Here is a 17819-nt window from a genome sequence, read left to right on the forward strand (position 1 = left end):
GGAGACTCTATTGAAAGAGTGGTATGATAAAATAAAAGAAGCACCAAGTGTAGAAGCTTTAGAAGAGATTCGAATTGCTGTCTTTGGAAAAAAAGGCATATTAGCTGCCGAATTTGCTAAAATGAAAGATGCTCCCAATGAGCAAAAATCTCAAATCGCAAAAGATTTAAACAAGCACAAGAGTGCATTGATGAATGAGTTTACTGCAAAAAAAATTGCCTTGCAAACGCAAGAGTTGCAACGTGCTATGAAAGAAGAGGCCATAGATGTGTCAATGTTTGGCACAAAATCTTCAGCAGGGGCACTGCATCCTGTGATGGAAACAATGGACAGAATTGTAGAATATTTTTCATGTATGAATTTTTCTGTAAAAACAGGGCAGATTGTTGAAGATGATTTTCATAATTTTGAAGCACTCAACCTTCCAAAATACCATCCGGCACGAGATATGCAAGACACATTTTATTTTAAAGACGAAATGCTTTTACGCACACATACTTCACCTGTACAAATCAGAACAATGCTGGAGTCAAAACCGCCGATTCGTATGATCGCACCGGGTGCGGTTTTTCGCCGCGATTATGATTTGACACATACCCCGATGTTTCATCAGGTTGAGGGATTGCTTGTTGATGAAGAGGGAAAAGTCTCTTTTGCCAATTTAAAGTTCATTCTGGAAGATTTTTTAAAGTATATGTTTGGTGATGTGAAGGTTCGTTTTCGCCCTTCGTTTTTCCCTTTTACGGAACCTTCTGCGGAAGTGGATATCTCCTGTGTGTTTTGTCAGGGAGAAGGCTGCCGTGTCTGCTCTCATACGGGATGGCTGGAAGTACTTGGCTGTGGTATTGTAGATGAAAATGTATTTGAAGCGGTCAATTACAAAAATGTCAGCGGGTATGCTTTTGGTTTGGGAGTAGAGCGTTTTGCAATGCTGATTCATCACATAGGTGACCTTCGCTCACTTTTTGAGGGAGATATTAAGTTACTGGAGCAGTTTCAATGATAGTTACGAAGAGTTGGTTAAACGAATGGATTGACCTGGAAGGAATTTCGACAAAGGAACTCGCTGATACTTTTAACGCTATCGGTCTGGAGGTTGACAGGATTCACGAATATCGTGTACCTGCAAAAATAGTTTTTGGAAAAGTATTAGAGTGTGAAAAACATCCCGATGCAGACAAACTCAATATCTGCCAGGTTGATATAGGGTCGTGTATCCGTCAAATTGTATGCGGTGCTTCAAATGTAAGAGCAGGGTTACATGTAGTCGTGGCAACTATTGGGGCTGTAATGCCGTCAGGACTTGTGATAAAACCTGTCAAACTTCGCGGAGTAGATTCAGAGGGGATGATATGCTCGGCGTCAGAAATCGGTCTGCCTGATTTGGGCAAAGGTATTATTGAACTTGATGCAAGTGTAGGAACCTTTTCGCTTGGACAGGAAGTCAATGAAAATCCTCTTTTCAATGATGATTTGATTGAAATAGAATTGACAGCAAACCGTGGAGACTGTTTAAGTATTCGTGGTGTTGCAAGAGACTTGAGCGCTGCGTTTGACAGACCTGTAAAAGAGTACGAACAAACTGACAATGATGAAAAAAGAGGAATAGGACGTATTCTCTCTTTAACGCATGAAAAAGATTTGGATGTAAATTTGCGCTACAAAGCCATAGATTTAAAAGAACTGGTTCTGCCTTTTGTTGTCAAACTCCGTCTTGGGCAGATAGAAGAGTCCCGAAAATGTGATGTTGAAGCAATGACACTCTATGTGACGCATGCTACAGGTGTGATTTTGAGAGCCTACAGACATGAGTTCTTTACAAAAGATGATGAAGTGATGGCGAAGATTATTCTTGGCGAAGATGAAAACGGATATGCCTGTATCAAAACACAGGAGGGGCAAATTGCTTCCATAGTCGGTATTATTCAAAAAGATGAATCCAAAGTGACAAAAAACGAGGGAATTGTTCTTTTGGAAGCCAGTTATATTCCGCCTGATATTATTTCTAAAAAAATGGCCGAGAAAAAAATTGAATCAGGTCCAATGTTTTACAAAACATCACGGGGCAGTGAACCAGAGTTGAATGGCGGACTTTCATACTGTATTGACCTGATAGAATCAAACTCTGTTTCATCAACATTCAGCGGCAGTATAGAGTTGTCTACGTCATTCAGAGAAAAGAATGTGATTGTCACAAAGCAGGAAATTGATGAGATAATTGGTGCAAATATTGACAAAATCGTTATTACAAAGATTTTGAAAAATTTAGGTTTTGATGTTTCCAAGTCATCAGTTGACAAGTTTGTAATTTCCATACCGCAGTTTCGTCACGATATTACAAACAAGCAGGATATTGTAGAAGAAATTGTACGGATGGTCGGGATAGACAATATCCCTTCCAAGCCCTTTCTTCTCAAAGAAGCAAACAGACTTGAAGACAACTATTTTGAATACAAAAAGCGTTCTGTCTTTAGACACAGGTGTGCACAGAGCGGATTTTTTGAATCTGTTCATTTTGTTTTTGATGAGAAAAAGATTTTAGAGTCTTACGGATTTGAAACAACAAAAAAAGACCTTGAACTTTTAAACCCGATTGTACAGACTTTAGACACTCTGCGTCCTACACTTTTAACAGGTCTGCTCAAAGCAGCATCTTCAAATATTAAAAATGGCTACGCTTCTGTCAGGCTCTTTGAAATAGGTTCTGTTTTTACACCGACCAGGGAAGAGTCTTACAAAATGTCATTTGTTTTCAGCGGGGACAAAGAGAATGAAAATCTTGCCAACAGCGGTAAGCCTGAAAAGGTCGATTTTGCCTTTTTTGTGCAGAAGATAGCGGATGTAGTTGGTGATATAGAGTTGCGTGAGTATACGACAAAACATGCCCTTTCCCATACCTATCAGTCAGCAGAGGTTTTGTTGAACAATGCAGTGATCGGAGAACTTTTCAGAGTGCATCCTGAAGTTGAAAAAGCCTATGATCTGCATAGAACATATATGTGTGAACTTGATTTGCAAAAAATTCCTTATGCATTGAAAACCGCACAGCAGAGATCAAAATATCAGGCCTCTTTTAGAGATTTGAGCATCATAATGCCAAAAGATATGAGTTATGAGAGAGTCAAAGATGTGATTCATACACATGCGCGCAAAGAAGTTGTGCGCTTTTATCCTGTTGACAAATACAGTGATGAATCATTGGGTGAGAACATCAGCCTTTCTCTGCGCTTTGTACTGCAGTCTGATGAAAAAACTTTGGAAGAAGAAGATATCACAGCGGCAATGGATTCTATCCTCGATGCATTAAACAAGAAACTTGGAATTGGTCTGCGATGAGTACGGTAGTTGTTTCTCCTGCTGAGTCTTTTTCTCTGAAAATTTCAGAAATTGCCCCGGACAAGTCTATTTCACACCGAAGTGTTATGTTTGCAATGCTAAGCAAAGGTGTCAGTGAGATAGAAAATTTTTTACGGGCCGAAGATACGATGAACTCTTTGGAAATTGTAAAAAATCTTGGTGCAAATGTCGAAGATGACGGAAAAATCATTAAAATATCCTCAAACGGCATACAGGAACCGTTTGAAATACTTGACTGCGGTAATTCGGGAACAGGTATGCGCCTTTTTTGCGGACTGTTAAGTTCTGCAAACGGACATTTTGTTCTTACGGGAGACAAATATCTTCGTCGCCGCCCGATGAAACGTGTTACGGAACCATTGATGAGCATCGGTGCAAAACTTGACGGCAGAAAAAACGGAGATTTAGCGCCGCTCTCAATTCGCGGCGCCTCTTTGAAAGCTTTTGATTATGAGAGTAAAATTGCCTCAGCACAGGTGAAAAGTGCAATGATTCTGGCAGCACTGCGGGCAGACGGGGTGTGCAGGTATCGCGAGCCGGAACTTTCACGTGACCATACAGAACGAATGCTCAAAGGTATGGGGGCAGATATCAAAGTAGATGGTTTGACAACGACTGTTACGCCGTTAAAAAAACTTCTTGAACCTTTAAAAATTCGAGTTCCTGCTGATCCTTCCTCTGCTTTTTTCTTTGCAGTTGCGGCTGCGATTGTTCCGGGTTCTCAGGTAATACTTGAAGGTGTTACACTAAATCCTACAAGAATAGAAGCTTTTAAGGCATTAGAACGTATGGGAGCGGATATCTCTTACGAATTAACAGATGACAGGTATGAGCCTGTTGGCAATATACATGTAAAGTATGCGCCTTTGCACTCAATTGTCATTGAGGAAAATATCTCATGGTTGATTGATGAACTGCCGGCACTCTCCATAGCTATGGCATCTGCAAATGGCGAGAGTATTGTCAAAAATGCCAAAGAGTTGCGGGTCAAAGAGTCTGACAGAATTTCTACGGTTGTTGAAGGTCTGAGAGCCTGCGGTATTGAAGTTGACGAATATGAAGACGGGTACAAAATTACTGGCGGAGCATTGAAAAAAGCCAAGGTTGAGAGTGACGGAGACCACAGGATTGCTATGAGTTTTATTATTGCAGGAGTGAAATGCGGGATGGAAGTGAGTGATTTGGAGTGTATAAACACCTCTTTTCCAAACTTTTTTGAACTTTTAAGCAAAATAACTGAAACGGAGTTTACAGAATGAAAATAGAGCTTGCAGAAAACTACGGTTTTTGTTTTGGTGTGAAACGGGCGATTAAAATTGCAGAAGAAAATACAAATGCAGCAACCTATGGTCCGTTGATTCACAACTCTAAAGAGATAGCAAGACTGGATAAAGATTTTAAAGTAGGCCTCGTTGAAGATTTTCAAACATTCAAGCCGGGAGATAAAGCAATCGTTCGGACACACGGTATAGTCAAAGATGAACTTGCGCAACTCAAAGAAAATGGCATTGAAGTGGTGGATGCCACCTGTCCGTTTGTGACAAAGCCACAGGAGATAGCTCAGGAGATGAGTGAAAAGGGGTATGATGTTGTCATTTTCGGGGATGAGTCACACCCTGAGATAAAAGGAGTAAAGTCTTATGCAACACACGGTGCAACGGTTGTTACAAGCGTTCAAGAGTTACAGAATCTGAAGTTTCATGAACGTATAGCACTGATTGCCCAGACAACAAGAAAAGTCGAAGACTATATGGAGATTGCAAATTATCTGATTCCCCGCCACAAAGAGGTACGTGTTTTTAACACGATATGCAATGCAACATTTGAAAATCAGGAAGCTGTGAGAAAACTTTCTAAAAAAGCAGATGTCATGATAATCATCGGTGGAAAAAATTCATCAAATACCAAGCAGCTTTTTAATATATCTTATGAAAACTGTCCAAACAGTCATCATATTGAAGATGAAAACGAATTAGAGAGCGAGTGGTTTTTGGATAAAAAACATTGTGGTGTTACTGCAGGTGCCTCCACTCCGGACTGGATTATACAAAATGTTATCAATTCGATTGAAAAAAGTATAAATTAATCATAACTTTGTTATAATCACGACAATTTTTATGTAACAGAGGATAGGCAATGGCGTTCGATAACGAATCATTTGAAGAAGAAGAAAATTTTGCAGAGATGTTCGCAGCAAGCGAAAAAAAGCAAGAAACAAGTCGCATCGTAGAAGGTGAAATAGTAGAGATACAGGCTGATGAGAACAGAGCATTAGTAAGTGTAGGTGATAAACTCGAAGGTATATTAAGCCTTGACGAAATCCGTGATGAAAACGGTGAGTTGAAGTTTAATACCGGTGATAAAATTAAAGTTATGCAAATGGGGTACTACAATGAGCGTCCCAAAATATCATACAAGAAAGTTTTAGAGCAGGAAAAAACTATAGAGTTTATTGATGCACACAAAGAGGATTTTGAAGACCTGGTTGTTGAAGGTGTCATTACGAAGAAAAATCGTGGCGGATATGTTGTTGAGGCTGATGCAGTTTCATTCTTTATGCCGCGTTCTTTAGCAGCATTCAAAGAGACTGACGATGTTGTAGGGCGTAAAATCAAAGCACAGGTTGTGAAAATTGATCCGGCTGAAAATTCGATTATTCTTTCACGTCGTAAACTTTTCAATGAAGAGCGCAAAAAGAAAAAAGAAATCATTGACCAGCTCATGGCTGAAGATGTTATTGTTGAAGGGACTATCAAAAAAATCACCAGTTACGGTATGTTTGTAGATGTCGGCGGTGTTGACGGTTTGGTACACTACAATGAAATCTCTTATAAAGGTCCGGTAAATCCGTCAAAACTTTATAAAGAGGGTGATGTTGTAACTGTCAAAGCAATCTCTTATGACAAAGACAAGCGTCATCTTTCTTTATCTATCAAAGCTGTTCAGCCTGACCCTTGGGCAGAAGTTGAAAGTGAACTGGATGAGGGCGACACAATTACTGTTACTGTTTCAAATATTGAAGCATACGGTGTTTTTGTTGATCTTGGAAATGATATAGAAGGTTTCTTGCATATTTCAGAAATCACATGGAACAAAAATGTAAAAAATCCAAATGATTATCTGGAAGTTGGACAGGAAATCGATGTTGAAGTAATAGAAATCAATTCTAAAACACATAAACTTCGTGTTTCATTAAAAAGACTATTACCAAAACCATTTGATGAATTTGTTAAAAAATATCATGAAGGTGATGTGGTGACCGGTACAGTTACATCTTTAACTGATTTTGGTGCATTTGTCCGTATAGACGGTGTTGAAGGCCTTTTACACAATCAGGACATTTCATGGGACAAAAATACAAAAGCAAAAGATGTTTTGAAATCCGGTGAAGAAGTTGAAGTAAAAATTGCCAAAATCAACAAAGAAGACCAAAAAATATCTTTAAACCGTAAAACACTTTTGGAGTCACCTATAGACAAGTTTGCCACAACACACAAAGTAAACTCTGTAGTCAAAGGGACTATTCGCGACATTAAAGACTTTGGTGTATTTGTTTCTCTCGAAGACGGTGTTGATGCACTTATTCGTGATGAAGATTTGGCGCCACTGGTAAAAGAAGAGTTAGAGCCGGGTCAGGAAATAGAAGCTGCAATTGCAAACATTGATACCCGTCGTGACCGTATCCGTTTATCTGTTAAAAAATTGGATTATATCAAAAATCAGGCAATGCTTGAAGAGATTAATGATACAGAATCACACTCTCTCGGTGACTTGATAAAAGATAAATTTAAATAAGCTCAAGCTTTTAAATGCAAAAGATAATTAAATGGTTTGCCCCGCTTTTAGCATTAGGGGTAGCCGTGTTTATTGTCTTTTTTCTAGTATCTATAAACTCACAGGATGAAGTGATAGATACGCAACCTCTGGTTTTAAAAAATGAAACTGTTTTTAAAAAACCGGAAAAACTGTGGCTGAATCATTTTTCAAAATCTGAGAGGCTCGGTTATTTTTATCCTGTGAATGAAGTGTATATTACACTTGATTTGAATGAAAAAATAACTAAAACTATTACCTATAAACTGTCAGCAAAACTTTTAGATCCCTATCAGCTTTTTTGTCTCAAAGAAGAGTTGAAAAGACATAAATTAAAGTATTTTTTAAAAAAAGATACTAAAGGTATAGATTTACTTATTTATTCACAAAATGTAGATAAATTAAACAAATTGGTAAAAGTGCTAAAAAATTATAAAATTAAGGCCACTGTTACGCCTTATAAAAAGGAAGATTAAATGCAGAAATATACAGTAGTTGTGTGTGACCATATCCATGAAGCCGGCTTGAAAATGCTTCAAGAAGATGAAAATATCAACTTCATCATGGCAGCGGATGTGGATAAAAAAGAGCTTGTTGAAACAATTATTCCAAAAGCAGATGTTGCCATCACAAGAAGTTCAACGGACGTTGATGAATTTTTTATAGAACATGCAACAAATATGAAAGCTATTGTTCGTGCTGGTGTCGGTGTTGACAATGTCAACATTCCCGAGTGCTCCAAAAAAGGAATCATTGTAATGAATGTACCGACTGCCAATACAATTGCTGCGGTAGAACTTACTATGACACATATGCTTTCATGTATGAGAATGTTTCCGTATTCTCATGACCATTTGAAAAACCAGCGAATCTGGAAGCGTGAAAAGTGGTACGGATATGAACTTAAAGGTAAAAAACTTGGTATTATCGGTTTTGGAAATATAGGTTCCCGTGTTGCGAAACGCGCAAAAGCATTTGAGATGGATATAGTTGCCTATGATCCGTATATCGACCCTTCAAAGGTAACTGATTTGGACATGACCTACACCAAGAACTTTGATGATATTTTGGCATGTGATGTTATCACGATACATACACCGAAAAACCAAGAGACAATTAATATTATCGATAAAGAAGAAATTGCAAAAATGAAAGACGGCGTTGTGCTTGTCAACTGTGCACGTGGCGGACTCTATAACGAAGATGCTTTGTATGACGGACTGAAATCCGGTAAAATTCGTTTTGCCGGCATCGATGTGTTTGTTAAAGAGCCTGCAATTAACAATAAACTGCTTGATTTGGACAATATTGTCGTTTCTCCTCACTTGGGAGCAAATACTTATGAGTCTCAGTACAATATCGGAACACAGGCGGCACAAAATGCAATTGCCGCGGCGAAAGGAATAGCCTATCCTAATGCGATGAATTTGCCGATAGATGAGAGTAAAATACCTCCTTTTGTAAAGCCATTCTTGGAAATGGGACAAAAAATCGGTTTTCTGGAGTCTCAGATTAATAAGTCTAAAATCATCTCTATAAAAGTAAAAGGGCAGGGAGAAATAGCAAACTATGTTGATTCTCTTGCAACTTTTGTGACGGTTGGGGCATTGAGCCACAGTTCAGAGACTATAAATTATGTAAATGCAGACTTTGTTGCCAAAGAAAAAGCTATTGAAGTTGAAGCGGTTAATTTGGGAGACTCAAAAGTTTACAAGAACCTTATCACTGTGAAAATCACAACAAATGAGGGGACAACATCAATTTCGGCTACAATTTTTGAAGACGGAGTACAGCGTATTGTTGCAATAGACGGTTTTGACATTGAATTCCCTCTCAAGGGTGATATGGTTCTGTTTAAAAACTCTGATGTTCCCGGTGTCATTGGCAGTGTAGGAACTATACTTGCAGACAATAATGTAAATATTTCAGATTTTTCATTGGCAAGAAACGAGCAGTCAGAAGCGCTTGCTGTGATTTTGGTAGACAATGCGGTAAATGATACTACCTTGAATGAATTGGCATCTTTAGATGCCTGCATAAGTGTTAACTACGCTCGTTTGTAAAATTTTCTTCTCTTTTACAAATTTTTGGAACCCGTACTTTAGTGCGGGCTGAAAGTGGCGTAAAAGTAAGTAATAACAGTCGGCACTGAAGTACCGATTCCAAGGAATGTATGGCTTTTTGGAACCCATCCTTTAGGGTGGGCGGAGAGTGACAGGAATGTTTTAACAGTCGGCACTGAAGTACCGATTCCGAGGAATGTATGGCTTTTTGGAACCCATCCTTCAGGGTGGGCAGAGAGTGGCAGGAATGTTTTAACAGTCGGCACTGAAGTACCGATTCCGATATGTTCTTCTGAACCTGTACTCTTAATGCTAAAGTACGGGCTTGATCTCTTTAGAGTTTCATAAGCCGTAAGTGTTTACTGAAAAGTAGTTCCGCCGTCAATGACTATTGTCTGTCCTGTCAGCCAGGATGCTTCATCTGAACACAAAAATTTGCATGCACCTGTTAAATCCTCAGGAACACCCATACGAGAAAGCGGAGAGCGTCTGACAACTTCAGCTTTTACCTCTTCGTAGTTTGGAAATGCCTTGAGTGCGTCGGTATCAATCGGTCCGCCGCTTACGGCATTGACACGAATGTTTTTCTCACCGAGTTCCGCTGCGGCATAACGTACCATAGCCTCAACAGCAGCTTTGTTTGTTCCGTGACCTGCATAATTCGGCGTATAAACAAGGTTTCCTGTAGAACTCATGGAAATAATGCTGCCGCCTCCTGTTTTTTCCATTCTTTTGGCAGCTTCCTGCGCACCGACGACAAAGGCATCAACTGTTGCCGTATAGATATTGTTGAGACCTTTTGGCTTGAGGCGCATAAACGGTCCAAATCCGCCGACTACAGCACGTCCTGAGATGATTGCATTGGATATGAAGTAGTCAAGTCTGTCAAAATCTTCGTCAAAATCTTTATAAACATCTTTATATGTGTTTGGCTCTAATATATCCAGTTTGTAGGCACGGCATTTTACTCCGTAATTTGTCTCGATATCTTTAATAATTTCATTTGCGGTATCAGCGCTTGAAGCATAGGTAAAGGCAACATTACAGCCTTCTTTTGCAAAAGCATACACAATTGCCTTGCCGATTCCGCGAGTTCCGCCGCTTACAAAGAGAGTTTTGTTTTTCATACTTTAGAGTCCTTTAATATCGTAATTTTTCATTACTTCTTCAATCTTTTTCATGTTTTCTTTGCTTGGAGCAACAAGAGGCAGTCTGTACTCGAGTGTCTCTGTAAGTCCTGCTATATACATTGCCGCTTTTATCGGAATAGGATTTGACTCACAAAACATCACTTTGTTCAAAGGGTAGAGTTTGTCATTGATGGCTTTTGCCCCTATAAAATCACCGCTGAGCGCTTTGTTGACGAGTTCTGATTTCAGGTCAGGCATAAGATTGGATGTAACTGAAGTGATTCCTGCTCCGCCGTTTGCCAAAATAGGATAGTCAATCGCATCATCCCCTGAAAATACTTTTAATTCGGGTCTGCGCGAAAGCAGTTCTACAGTACGCTCCAGGCTGCCTGTCGCTTCTTTGACTCCGTAAATATTTTTGACATCATCAAAAAGTCTGATAGTCGTGTCTGCAGAAATGTCCACACCTGTACGTCCGGGAACATTATAAAGCATAAACGGCAGTTCGCTGACAGCTTCTGCTATAGCTTTATAGTGCTGGTACAGACCCTCTTGCGAAGGCTTGTTGTAGTAAGGCGAAACAGAAAAGATAGCGTCGACTCCACAGCTTTGCGCATGTTTTGCAATTTCTATCGCTTCATGTGTTGCATTGCTGCCTGCTCCTGCCAAAACTTTTGTCTGCGTGCCTTTACAGACTTCTACGGCAATTTCTATACAGCGTTTGTGTTCATCATGTGTCAGTGTGGCGCTTTCGCCTGTTGTTCCGACAGGGCATACTGCATTCATACCGTTGTTTATTTGGCGTTGTATTAACGCAGCATAGGTCTGTTCATCAAGTTTTCCGTTTTTAAACGGAGTTATCAGTGCGGTTGAAGAACCTGTTACTAAATTCATTCTAAATAGCCTTTAAAAATAATGGCTAATTATAGCTAAAAAGTATTAAATTTTTTCAGATTCGAAGTTTTTAATGTAGCGTTTTCTTTTCGCCTCTTTCATTTTTGAATTGTCTGCAATGATAAATCCTTCGACCACACCATGGAGTCCTTCATTGACACTAAAATCGAAAAAGCGGACAGCCCCCTCATCATACAGTTCTGCATACTGTTTAAACAAAGTCGGCACAGCCGTTCCCAACTCTTTGAGATATTTTTTTAAAACAACAAACCCCTCTTTGTAGGATCTGTATTTAAAAAGCATGTCAAACTCCTGTTTTTGTTCATAGCTCATAAAATAGGGTGTTTTTGCACTCATCATATCGGTATTGCAGGAAAAATGCAGAGAGTAGAAGTAAACGAGTGCCGCAACGGCCTGTTTTGGTGTGTCTGCATTAATGGTAACTGTGCCATAGGTATAAATGATATGCGGATTTTTTGCCAAATAGGCACCGACGCCCTGCCACAGATTGTCAAGTGCCCGTGAGCCCCAGTATTTTGGCTGCACAAAACTGCGTCCGAGTTCTACAGAGTTGTTGCAGTAGTCTTGAAAATGTTTACTGAAATCACACAGGTTGTAGGTATACAGTCCTTTCATACCACGGTTTTTTATGATTTGTGCGACTTCTCCTATGCGGTAGGCTCCGACAATTTCAAGATCTTCTTCATCCCAGAGTATCAGGTGTTTGTAGTAGTTGTCATACAGGTCATTGTCTTTTGCTGTGCCTGTCCCGCCGCCGATTGCACGAAAAGAAATTTCTCTCACGCGTCCGAGTTCCTGCATTAAAAAGGGTGCTTCATCCGCCTGGGCGAGAATGATTTTTTTGCCGTCAAGTGTATGTCCCAAAACTTCGGCATTGTTTACCTCTGCACGCAGAAGCATTTTGTTGTGTGCCGCCGTAATGGTAGTCTCAGTTTGCAATACACATTCTTTTTTTGTTCCAAGGGTATAAAGATGCCGGTAGAAAAGTTTGAGATACTCGGCAATGCTGATATTTTCATCAGAAAAAGAGCTGAGAGGAATAACTCTGCCTATGTTAAATACTAGCGGTTTTTTATCTCCTGCTGTGACAAATTCATGCGGGAGCATTAACAGACCGCTGAGCTTTTTGGGAAGTATCAGCGAGACAAAATAAAATAAAAAGCTGTTGCGACCCTCGATTCTTACCGGCAGGATCGGTGTTTTATTTCTTTTTGCAATTTTTAAAAAACTGGCTTTCCACGGGGTATCTTTAATCCCTTTGAGTGAAAATCTGTTGACAACACCTGCGGGAAAAATGATTACCGCCTCTTCGTTTGCCAAAGCTTCATTGATGGCTTTGATACTTGTTTTTGTAATGGCTCCTGTAATGTTGTCAACGGGAATGATGATGTCACTTGCCTGTGTCACTCCCATAAGCATGCCGTTTACCATCAGTCTTACTTTTTTGTTTTCTCTTACACTGGCGATGAGTTGCACCAGTGCAAAGGCATCCGAGGCCCCTGTGATATGATTTGCGACAACCAGTACTCTGCCCGTTGAGGGAATGTTCTTAAGTTCCTTTGGCTTGATGGTATAGTCTATATCCAAAAGTTCAAGCATGCTGTCAACGAACTCCAGTCCATGCAGATAATGGTTTTTTTCATGAATTTCATTATATTTTTCTTCATGAAATATTTTTTTGAGTCTTTGTATAAAAAAATTATTAACAGATGCCGGCAGGTATTTTACGGCTTTTTTAAAATTTGTTTTGTAGGCTTTTTCTATGTCTAACATATTATATTTTCTCCTTTTCTATAAGTATGCTTCTTGTTTTGCCGTCAATCTTTTTCAAAAGTGCCGGCAATAAGAGCAGATCTACCAGCAGGGCGATGAGTAAAGCAATGGCTGTAATGAGTCCGAAATTTGCATTGAGCATAAACTGTGAAAGACGGAAGACTATGAATGCACTGCTTAAAACGACAGTGGTCAGTACCATTGCCAAACCTGCATACTGCATAACATAGGCCAGGGCATTTTCAAAATCAAATCCTTTTTTTCTCGCTTCTTTGTATTTGATTAAGAAGTGAATTGTGTCATCTATGGCTATACCGAGAATGATGGCACCTGAGATGGCTACACCCAAATCTATGTTAATGTTGAGCCAGCCCATAACACCTATGACCAAGACAATAGGCAAGATATTGGGAATTAAAAAGAGCGGTATCATTTTTATATTTTTAAAAATAAAAAACATAAGCAGAGAAGTAGCGGTAATGGCAAGCAATATAGATTCAATAAGAGTTTTTGTGACATCAGCCTGCATATGTGCAAACATTTGGGTCTGACCGTTAACCTGTGCAGTATAAGGCGTGTTTTGCCACCACTTTTCAATCCACTCTATCATCTGCAGATCTTTTGAGGTATCAACGACATTCATAGATACAGTGAGTCTGAGCAGCCGTTCGTTGACATCCATTTTATCATTTATTTCCATACCCTGCGGCAGTGAGAGTGAATACAGCAGAAGATATTGGGCAATAAGATTGTTGTTGTTTGGAATGCTTTTGTTTGCATCTATGACCTCATTGAATTTTTTGACAACATCTACAAGCGAAGAGGTATGTCTGGCATCAGGAAATTTTTCTTTGAGCGCCTGTGAGAATCTGTCAACTGTTTGCATGAATTTTGCATTTTTAATCCCGTCTGTGATTTTTGAATCTATGACAATTTCGTAACTCATAGGACCGGTAAGGTTTTTTTCTATCACATTGACTGTTTGACGAAAGGGAACATCCTCTCTGAAATATCTGACCGCATTGGAATCCACTTTGAGGTTTGTCAGTCCAAAAGCTATAAAGCTAAAGAGCAAAAGTGTGGCAATGATAATTTTGTTGTCATGCTTTATGATGAATTTTGCATATTTTTTGGCAAAGGAACCGAGTCTGTTTTGGACAGCCGTCTTTTGCGTGACTTTGACCTTTATATTTAAAATTGCCAGGGCTGCGGGAACAAAAAGTATCGTAATGACAAAGGCCAATATGGCGGCATTTGCTGTTGCCAGACCTAAGGTCTTGATGGGAACAATATCTGAAATACCCAAAGAAGCAAAACCTACAGCGGTTGTTATGGAGGTTAAAAAAGTAGGCAGGAGGTTTTTCTCCAAAGTATCATGAATTGCCGCATAATTGTCAAGTCCTGCTTTTCTGCCAAGCAGATAGATCCAAAAAAGGTGCATTGCATCGGCAATGCCGATAGCAATGATAAATACGGGCATATTTGCCGTAAAGTTGTTGAGTTTGTAGCCAAAAACTGTTTGCAGTGACAAAACTATAGTAAAGGTAAAAACAACAACGGCTATTGTCAGAAATACACCGGAAATTTTACGAAAAATAATCCACAGCAGAAGCATAGCTATCAAAAGAACAAGCGGAGTGAAGGTTTTGACATCATACTGACCGAGGGAACTGAATGTTGTATTGACAACAGGTCCGCCTGCGAGATAAAATTTGTAACCGCTCTCTTTTTCCTCCTGGATATATCTGTTTATATCCTGCATAATATGTTTGGAAGCCCCAATGGTGTTGCCTGCTTTTGGTGTCAAACGCCCGACTATCATGGTAGTTTTGGCATCTTTTGATATGATACGGTTGACAATCAAATCTTCATCCAAAGCAATTGCTTTTTTCTTCTGTAAATCATTTACATGTAAAGCGTCTATATCTTCTATAAAATTATCTATGAGAATGTCATCTTCGTCCTGCGGGTTTTGATGGACATATTGGTAATTTGTAAGCGAATCTACTCTTGCTATGTATTTTGTCTGCCAGAGTTTTTGGGTGAGCTGATCTATTACATGTAACGCGTTTTTGTTAAAAATACCGTTTTCATCGCGAAAAACTATGATGATGGAGTCATCATTGCCAAAGGTGTTTTTAAAAGCATCATACTGTTTGAGTGTTTGTGACTCTTTGCCAAACCAGATTCTGTAGGAGCCGTCAAACTGTGCATATTTGAGCTGATAGGCAAGGACAACAGTAATAAGCGGAATCAGTGTGACAATAAACCAGCGAAATCTGATGATGAAATCTACAAATTTTTTCATTTTTTTCCTCTATATTAAAAATAATAACCGAGTTTTAGACTGATGCGTTCATGCGCACCCATCAGTTTAAAAGCCGTATTGTAATTTTTTGACGGAGATATGTATCTGTAGTCAAAATTAAGTTTGAAAGTATCCATAACACGGGTTTGATACTCCATATAGTAGACCTGTTCATTATAATCAAGGTCAAATATGCCGCCGCCGACGATACTTGCATCGTTGCCCTGGTTGAAACTGTAACGAAGCCCTAAAAAAAGGTCATTTTGAAAAAGTTCAAACAGTGCCAGATCATCTTTTTTTCCGCTTTGCAGTGTAATATAACGGTAGTATTCCACAAGCAATCCCAGATCAGCCTCTTTGTAAACCTGCGAGAGCGTATGTTCTGCACCAATGCCTACATGTATATAATCAGAAACAAGTGTATCATCAAGAATGTCGGCAAAGGTGGCTTCAAGCTTGTAGAGTGTTGCGCCTATTACAAGCGTGTCATAGGTCATAAACTTGTTAACCAAATAGGCATTTTCTTCTGTTGTAACAGTATTGTCAGCCTGGAGTGTTTGTGTATAGTAGCGTTGGGAGTCGTACCCGTTTTCAAAGACAAAAGCATAATCAAGTGCATATTGGGTGTCTGTGCTGTCTGAATATTTCAGGTAAATACTTGGTCGGTAGGGGCTGGCTTTTGTTCTGAGTTTTTCTTTATATACCAAAGGCAGAGTAACATTTGGCGCTACATTGAGTGTAGCGGGAAAATAGTAATAGACATAAGGATAGGCAGGCATTTTCCTGTTTTGTTCATACAGTTTTATAATGGCAGAAAACTCTCCACTCTCTGTGTAATGCGTATAAGCGGCATTGATGACACCGAGTTTGTCTGTGTAAAAAGGGTCAGACCGCAGTTCGTCAGGATTAAAAACATTGACAATATTGCGTACTTCAAGTGCACCCCAGAACAAAATATTTTTTCCAAGAAGGATGGAATCATTTTCAAAATCATAACTGCCGTAAAGTTCATCCAAACGGATAAAACTTCTGTTGGTATGTTTCGCTGTTTTTTGCAAATCATAATAATCCTGTTGTACTCTGGCTTTTGCAAACCCTGTAAAGTTTTCTTTGATGTATTTTGCTTCAAAATTGGCAGACAGCAGTGCATTTTGTTTCTCTTTGCCTGCAGGAGCTTTCATATAGGACTGCAGTGTCAGGTTGATATTGCCCTGATAGCTGATGTCATCGAGGAAACTTGCTGTTTCTTTTTGTATTACTTCTTCGCTTACACGCAAAGGCTCATGCAACACCGGACTTATTTTTGGAATATTTTTCTTTTGCGGCTTTTTTGTAATTTTTTTGTAATTTTTTTGTAATTTTTCAACTTTTTCAACTTTTTCAACTTTTGAAATCTGTATTTATATGTATTTACAATAATAGGCTTTGGATATTTTTTTGAGAGTTTTTTGAGTGCTGCTGTGGCATCACGGTATTTCTCATAACACCCGCAGCGTACACTGTTGATATTGCTAAAAGAGATAAGTCTGCATGTTTTTGGGTAATTGTGTGCTGCAAAATCATAGGTCGAATTCTTTTTGAATTTAAAACTTGTCAGTTGTACGGAGTAGCAGGTATCATCAGATTTTGCATAAAGGATACTTATGCAAACAAGCAGTAAAAAAAGCAGTTTCATAATTATTTTTTCAAGACGCGTTTATGAAAATTTCTCTCTTTGAGTCCGGTTTTTATCTTTTCGTTTTCCCAGACTAAAATGGTCTTCTTGCCGTTTTGATGGTTTTTTATTCTCATCATGCCTACACGCCACACGCCTTTGATTTTTTTATAGTCATCAAAAAAAGCTGTTTTAAGCAGTTCATGTTTTCTGTCGTAATAGTCCACTTTTTTTATCAAAAATGTTTTTGCATTCACCCATGAGATCTGTTTTGTATAGCCTGAGTTTTTACTCACAGGCACTCTTTTGCCGACATAATATTTTTTGCCGTTGAGCATTTCTTCTTTGGCTTCACCTGTAAAAGTGTATTTTTTCGCACTAAAAGAGCTGAGATCCTCATAAGAGAATTCCGAACCCATAAAAGAGCCCGATTTGTTTTTTGAAGCGATCCGTTTTACACGTTTTAATGCCGGCAGATAGAGCCACTGGTCATCATCTTTGTTGATATGCTCATAATTGAGGAACTTTGTTCCTTTTACATCCGCAGGCGAAAGAAAGGTCATCAGTGATTTGTTTCCGGATGCTTTTTCAAGAATGATCATTTTCATATGACGTTCACGTTTTTGATTGTTGGCATTAATGAGCGTCATTTTCATAGTTGAGGAGGAGTCTTTGAAACCGTTCATAACAGCTTCACATTTGTTGGCAACTTCCTGGTTTGAAATGGCAAAAAGAGCGGATGAAATAAGGAGAAAGAAGAGAGTTTTTGACACGAATAAGAACCTTGCATAGTATTATTTTTACTA

General features: G+C 39.1%; 14 protein-coding genes. 7 read left to right on the forward strand and 7 right to left on the reverse strand.

All coding sequences use genetic code 11. The annotated features are described in order from the left end of the window. Nucleotides 1-10: 10 nt before the first annotated feature. The 7 genes from pheS to serA are packed head-to-tail and all read left to right on the forward strand — an operon-like array spanning nucleotide 11 to nucleotide 9233. Nucleotides 11-1003, forward strand: coding sequence for a phenylalanine--tRNA ligase subunit alpha (gene pheS / locus MLC44_RS04870; RefSeq protein WP_151900676.1), 993 nt, complete (start codon nucleotides 11-13; stop codon nucleotides 1001-1003). Continuing rightward, nucleotides 1000-3336, forward strand: a complete 2337-nt coding sequence (gene pheT / locus MLC44_RS04875) for a phenylalanine--tRNA ligase subunit beta (RefSeq protein WP_434637999.1) — start codon at nucleotides 1000-1002, stop codon at nucleotides 3334-3336. Before pheS ends, pheT begins: the two co-directional genes overlap by 4 nt. After that, on the forward strand, nucleotides 3333-4616 hold the full coding sequence (aroA, locus tag MLC44_RS04880; protein WP_346388567.1) for a 3-phosphoshikimate 1-carboxyvinyltransferase: 1284 nt from the start codon (nucleotides 3333-3335) through the stop codon (nucleotides 4614-4616). The genes pheT and aroA overlap by 4 nt, the downstream gene beginning before the upstream one ends. Beyond that, entirely contained in the window at nucleotides 4613-5443 is an 831-nt protein-coding gene (locus MLC44_RS04885) for a 4-hydroxy-3-methylbut-2-enyl diphosphate reductase (protein WP_346388568.1), read from the forward strand. The genes aroA and MLC44_RS04885 overlap by 4 nt, the downstream gene beginning before the upstream one ends. 50 nt (nucleotides 5444-5493) lie before the next feature. Further along, nucleotides 5494-7152: a 30S ribosomal protein S1 gene (locus MLC44_RS04890; RefSeq protein ID WP_151900672.1), complete on the forward strand. Its 1659-nt coding sequence runs from the start codon at nucleotides 5494-5496 to the stop codon at nucleotides 7150-7152. A gap of 14 nt (nucleotides 7153-7166) precedes the next feature. After that, entirely contained in the window at nucleotides 7167-7646 is a 480-nt protein-coding gene (locus MLC44_RS04895) for a hypothetical protein (RefSeq protein WP_346388569.1), read from the forward strand. Next, complete coding sequence (gene serA / locus MLC44_RS04900) at nucleotides 7647-9233, forward strand: phosphoglycerate dehydrogenase (protein ID WP_346388570.1); 1587 nt, start codon at nucleotides 7647-7649, stop codon at nucleotides 9231-9233. Nucleotides 9234-9592: 359 nt separating this feature from the next. Here serA and MLC44_RS04905 read toward each other — a convergent pair whose 3' ends face one another. From MLC44_RS04905 to MLC44_RS04935, 7 genes are read right to left on the reverse strand one after another with little or no spacing between them, the layout of a single operon-like run. Then, nucleotides 9593-10360: an enoyl-ACP reductase gene (locus MLC44_RS04905; RefSeq protein WP_434638003.1), complete on the reverse strand. Its 768-nt coding sequence runs from the start codon at nucleotides 10358-10360 to the stop codon at nucleotides 9593-9595. Between the two features lie 3 nt (nucleotides 10361-10363). After that, nucleotides 10364-11257 carry a 4-hydroxy-tetrahydrodipicolinate synthase gene (gene dapA / locus MLC44_RS04910; protein ID WP_346388571.1) on the reverse strand — a complete coding sequence of 298 codons (894 nt, stop codon included), beginning with the start codon at nucleotides 11255-11257 and terminating at the stop codon, nucleotides 10364-10366. Between the two features lie 45 nt (nucleotides 11258-11302). Next, complete coding sequence (locus tag MLC44_RS04915) at nucleotides 11303-13051, reverse strand: GNAT family N-acyltransferase (protein ID WP_434658672.1); 1749 nt, start codon at nucleotides 13049-13051, stop codon at nucleotides 11303-11305. A gap of 1 nt (nucleotide 13052) precedes the next feature. Continuing rightward, nucleotides 13053-15359: an efflux RND transporter permease subunit gene (locus MLC44_RS04920; RefSeq protein WP_434658673.1), complete on the reverse strand. Its 2307-nt coding sequence runs from the start codon at nucleotides 15357-15359 to the stop codon at nucleotides 13053-13055. A gap of 14 nt (nucleotides 15360-15373) precedes the next feature. Beyond that, the gene (locus MLC44_RS04925) at nucleotides 15374-16648 is read right to left on the reverse strand and encodes a hypothetical protein (protein WP_434658675.1); all 1275 of its coding nucleotides are present in this window, start codon (nucleotides 16646-16648) and stop codon (nucleotides 15374-15376) included. 8 nt (nucleotides 16649-16656) lie between these two features. Continuing rightward, on the reverse strand, nucleotides 16657-17034 hold the full coding sequence (locus MLC44_RS04930) for a hypothetical protein (protein WP_434658676.1): 378 nt from the start codon (nucleotides 17032-17034) through the stop codon (nucleotides 16657-16659). A gap of 2 nt (nucleotides 17035-17036) precedes the next feature. Continuing rightward, on the reverse strand, nucleotides 17037-17786 hold the full coding sequence (locus tag MLC44_RS04935; RefSeq protein ID WP_434658677.1) for an outer membrane lipoprotein-sorting protein: 750 nt from the start codon (nucleotides 17784-17786) through the stop codon (nucleotides 17037-17039). Nucleotides 17787-17819 lie beyond the last annotated feature (33 nt).

Origin of the sequence: Sulfurimonas sp. NW9, assembly GCF_051132275.1 — a bacterium.
GTDB lineage: Bacteria > Campylobacterota > Campylobacteria > Campylobacterales > Sulfurimonadaceae > Sulfurimonas > Sulfurimonas hydrogeniphila.

What these genes read in the sequence shown, in the direction of transcription:
- pheT (WP_434637999.1), top strand. Translation starts at nt 1,000, where the DNA reads ATGATAGTTACGAAGAGTTGGTTAAACGAATGGATTGACCTGGAAGGA.
- aroA (WP_346388567.1), top strand. Translation starts at nt 3,333, where the DNA reads ATGAGTACGGTAGTTGTTTCTCCTGCTGAGTCTTTTTCTCTGAAAATT.
- MLC44_RS04885 (WP_346388568.1), top strand. Translation starts at nt 4,613, where the DNA reads ATGAAAATAGAGCTTGCAGAAAACTACGGTTTTTGTTTTGGTGTGAAA.
- MLC44_RS04890 (WP_151900672.1), top strand. Translation starts at nt 5,494, where the DNA reads ATGGCGTTCGATAACGAATCATTTGAAGAAGAAGAAAATTTTGCAGAG.
- MLC44_RS04895 (WP_346388569.1), top strand. Translation starts at nt 7,167, where the DNA reads ATGCAAAAGATAATTAAATGGTTTGCCCCGCTTTTAGCATTAGGGGTA.
- serA (WP_346388570.1), top strand. Translation starts at nt 7,647, where the DNA reads ATGCAGAAATATACAGTAGTTGTGTGTGACCATATCCATGAAGCCGGC.
- MLC44_RS04905 (WP_434638003.1), bottom strand. Translation starts at nt 10,360, where the DNA reads ATGAAAAACAAAACTCTCTTTGTAAGCGGCGGAACTCGCGGAATCGGC.
- dapA (WP_346388571.1), bottom strand. Translation starts at nt 11,257, where the DNA reads ATGAATTTAGTAACAGGTTCTTCAACCGCACTGATAACTCCGTTTAAA.
- MLC44_RS04915 (WP_434658672.1), bottom strand. Translation starts at nt 13,051, where the DNA reads ATGTTAGACATAGAAAAAGCCTACAAAACAAATTTTAAAAAAGCCGTA.
- MLC44_RS04920 (WP_434658673.1), bottom strand. Translation starts at nt 15,359, where the DNA reads ATGAAAAAATTTGTAGATTTCATCATCAGATTTCGCTGGTTTATTGTC.
- MLC44_RS04930 (WP_434658676.1), bottom strand. Translation starts at nt 17,034, where the DNA reads ATGAAACTGCTTTTTTTACTGCTTGTTTGCATAAGTATCCTTTATGCA.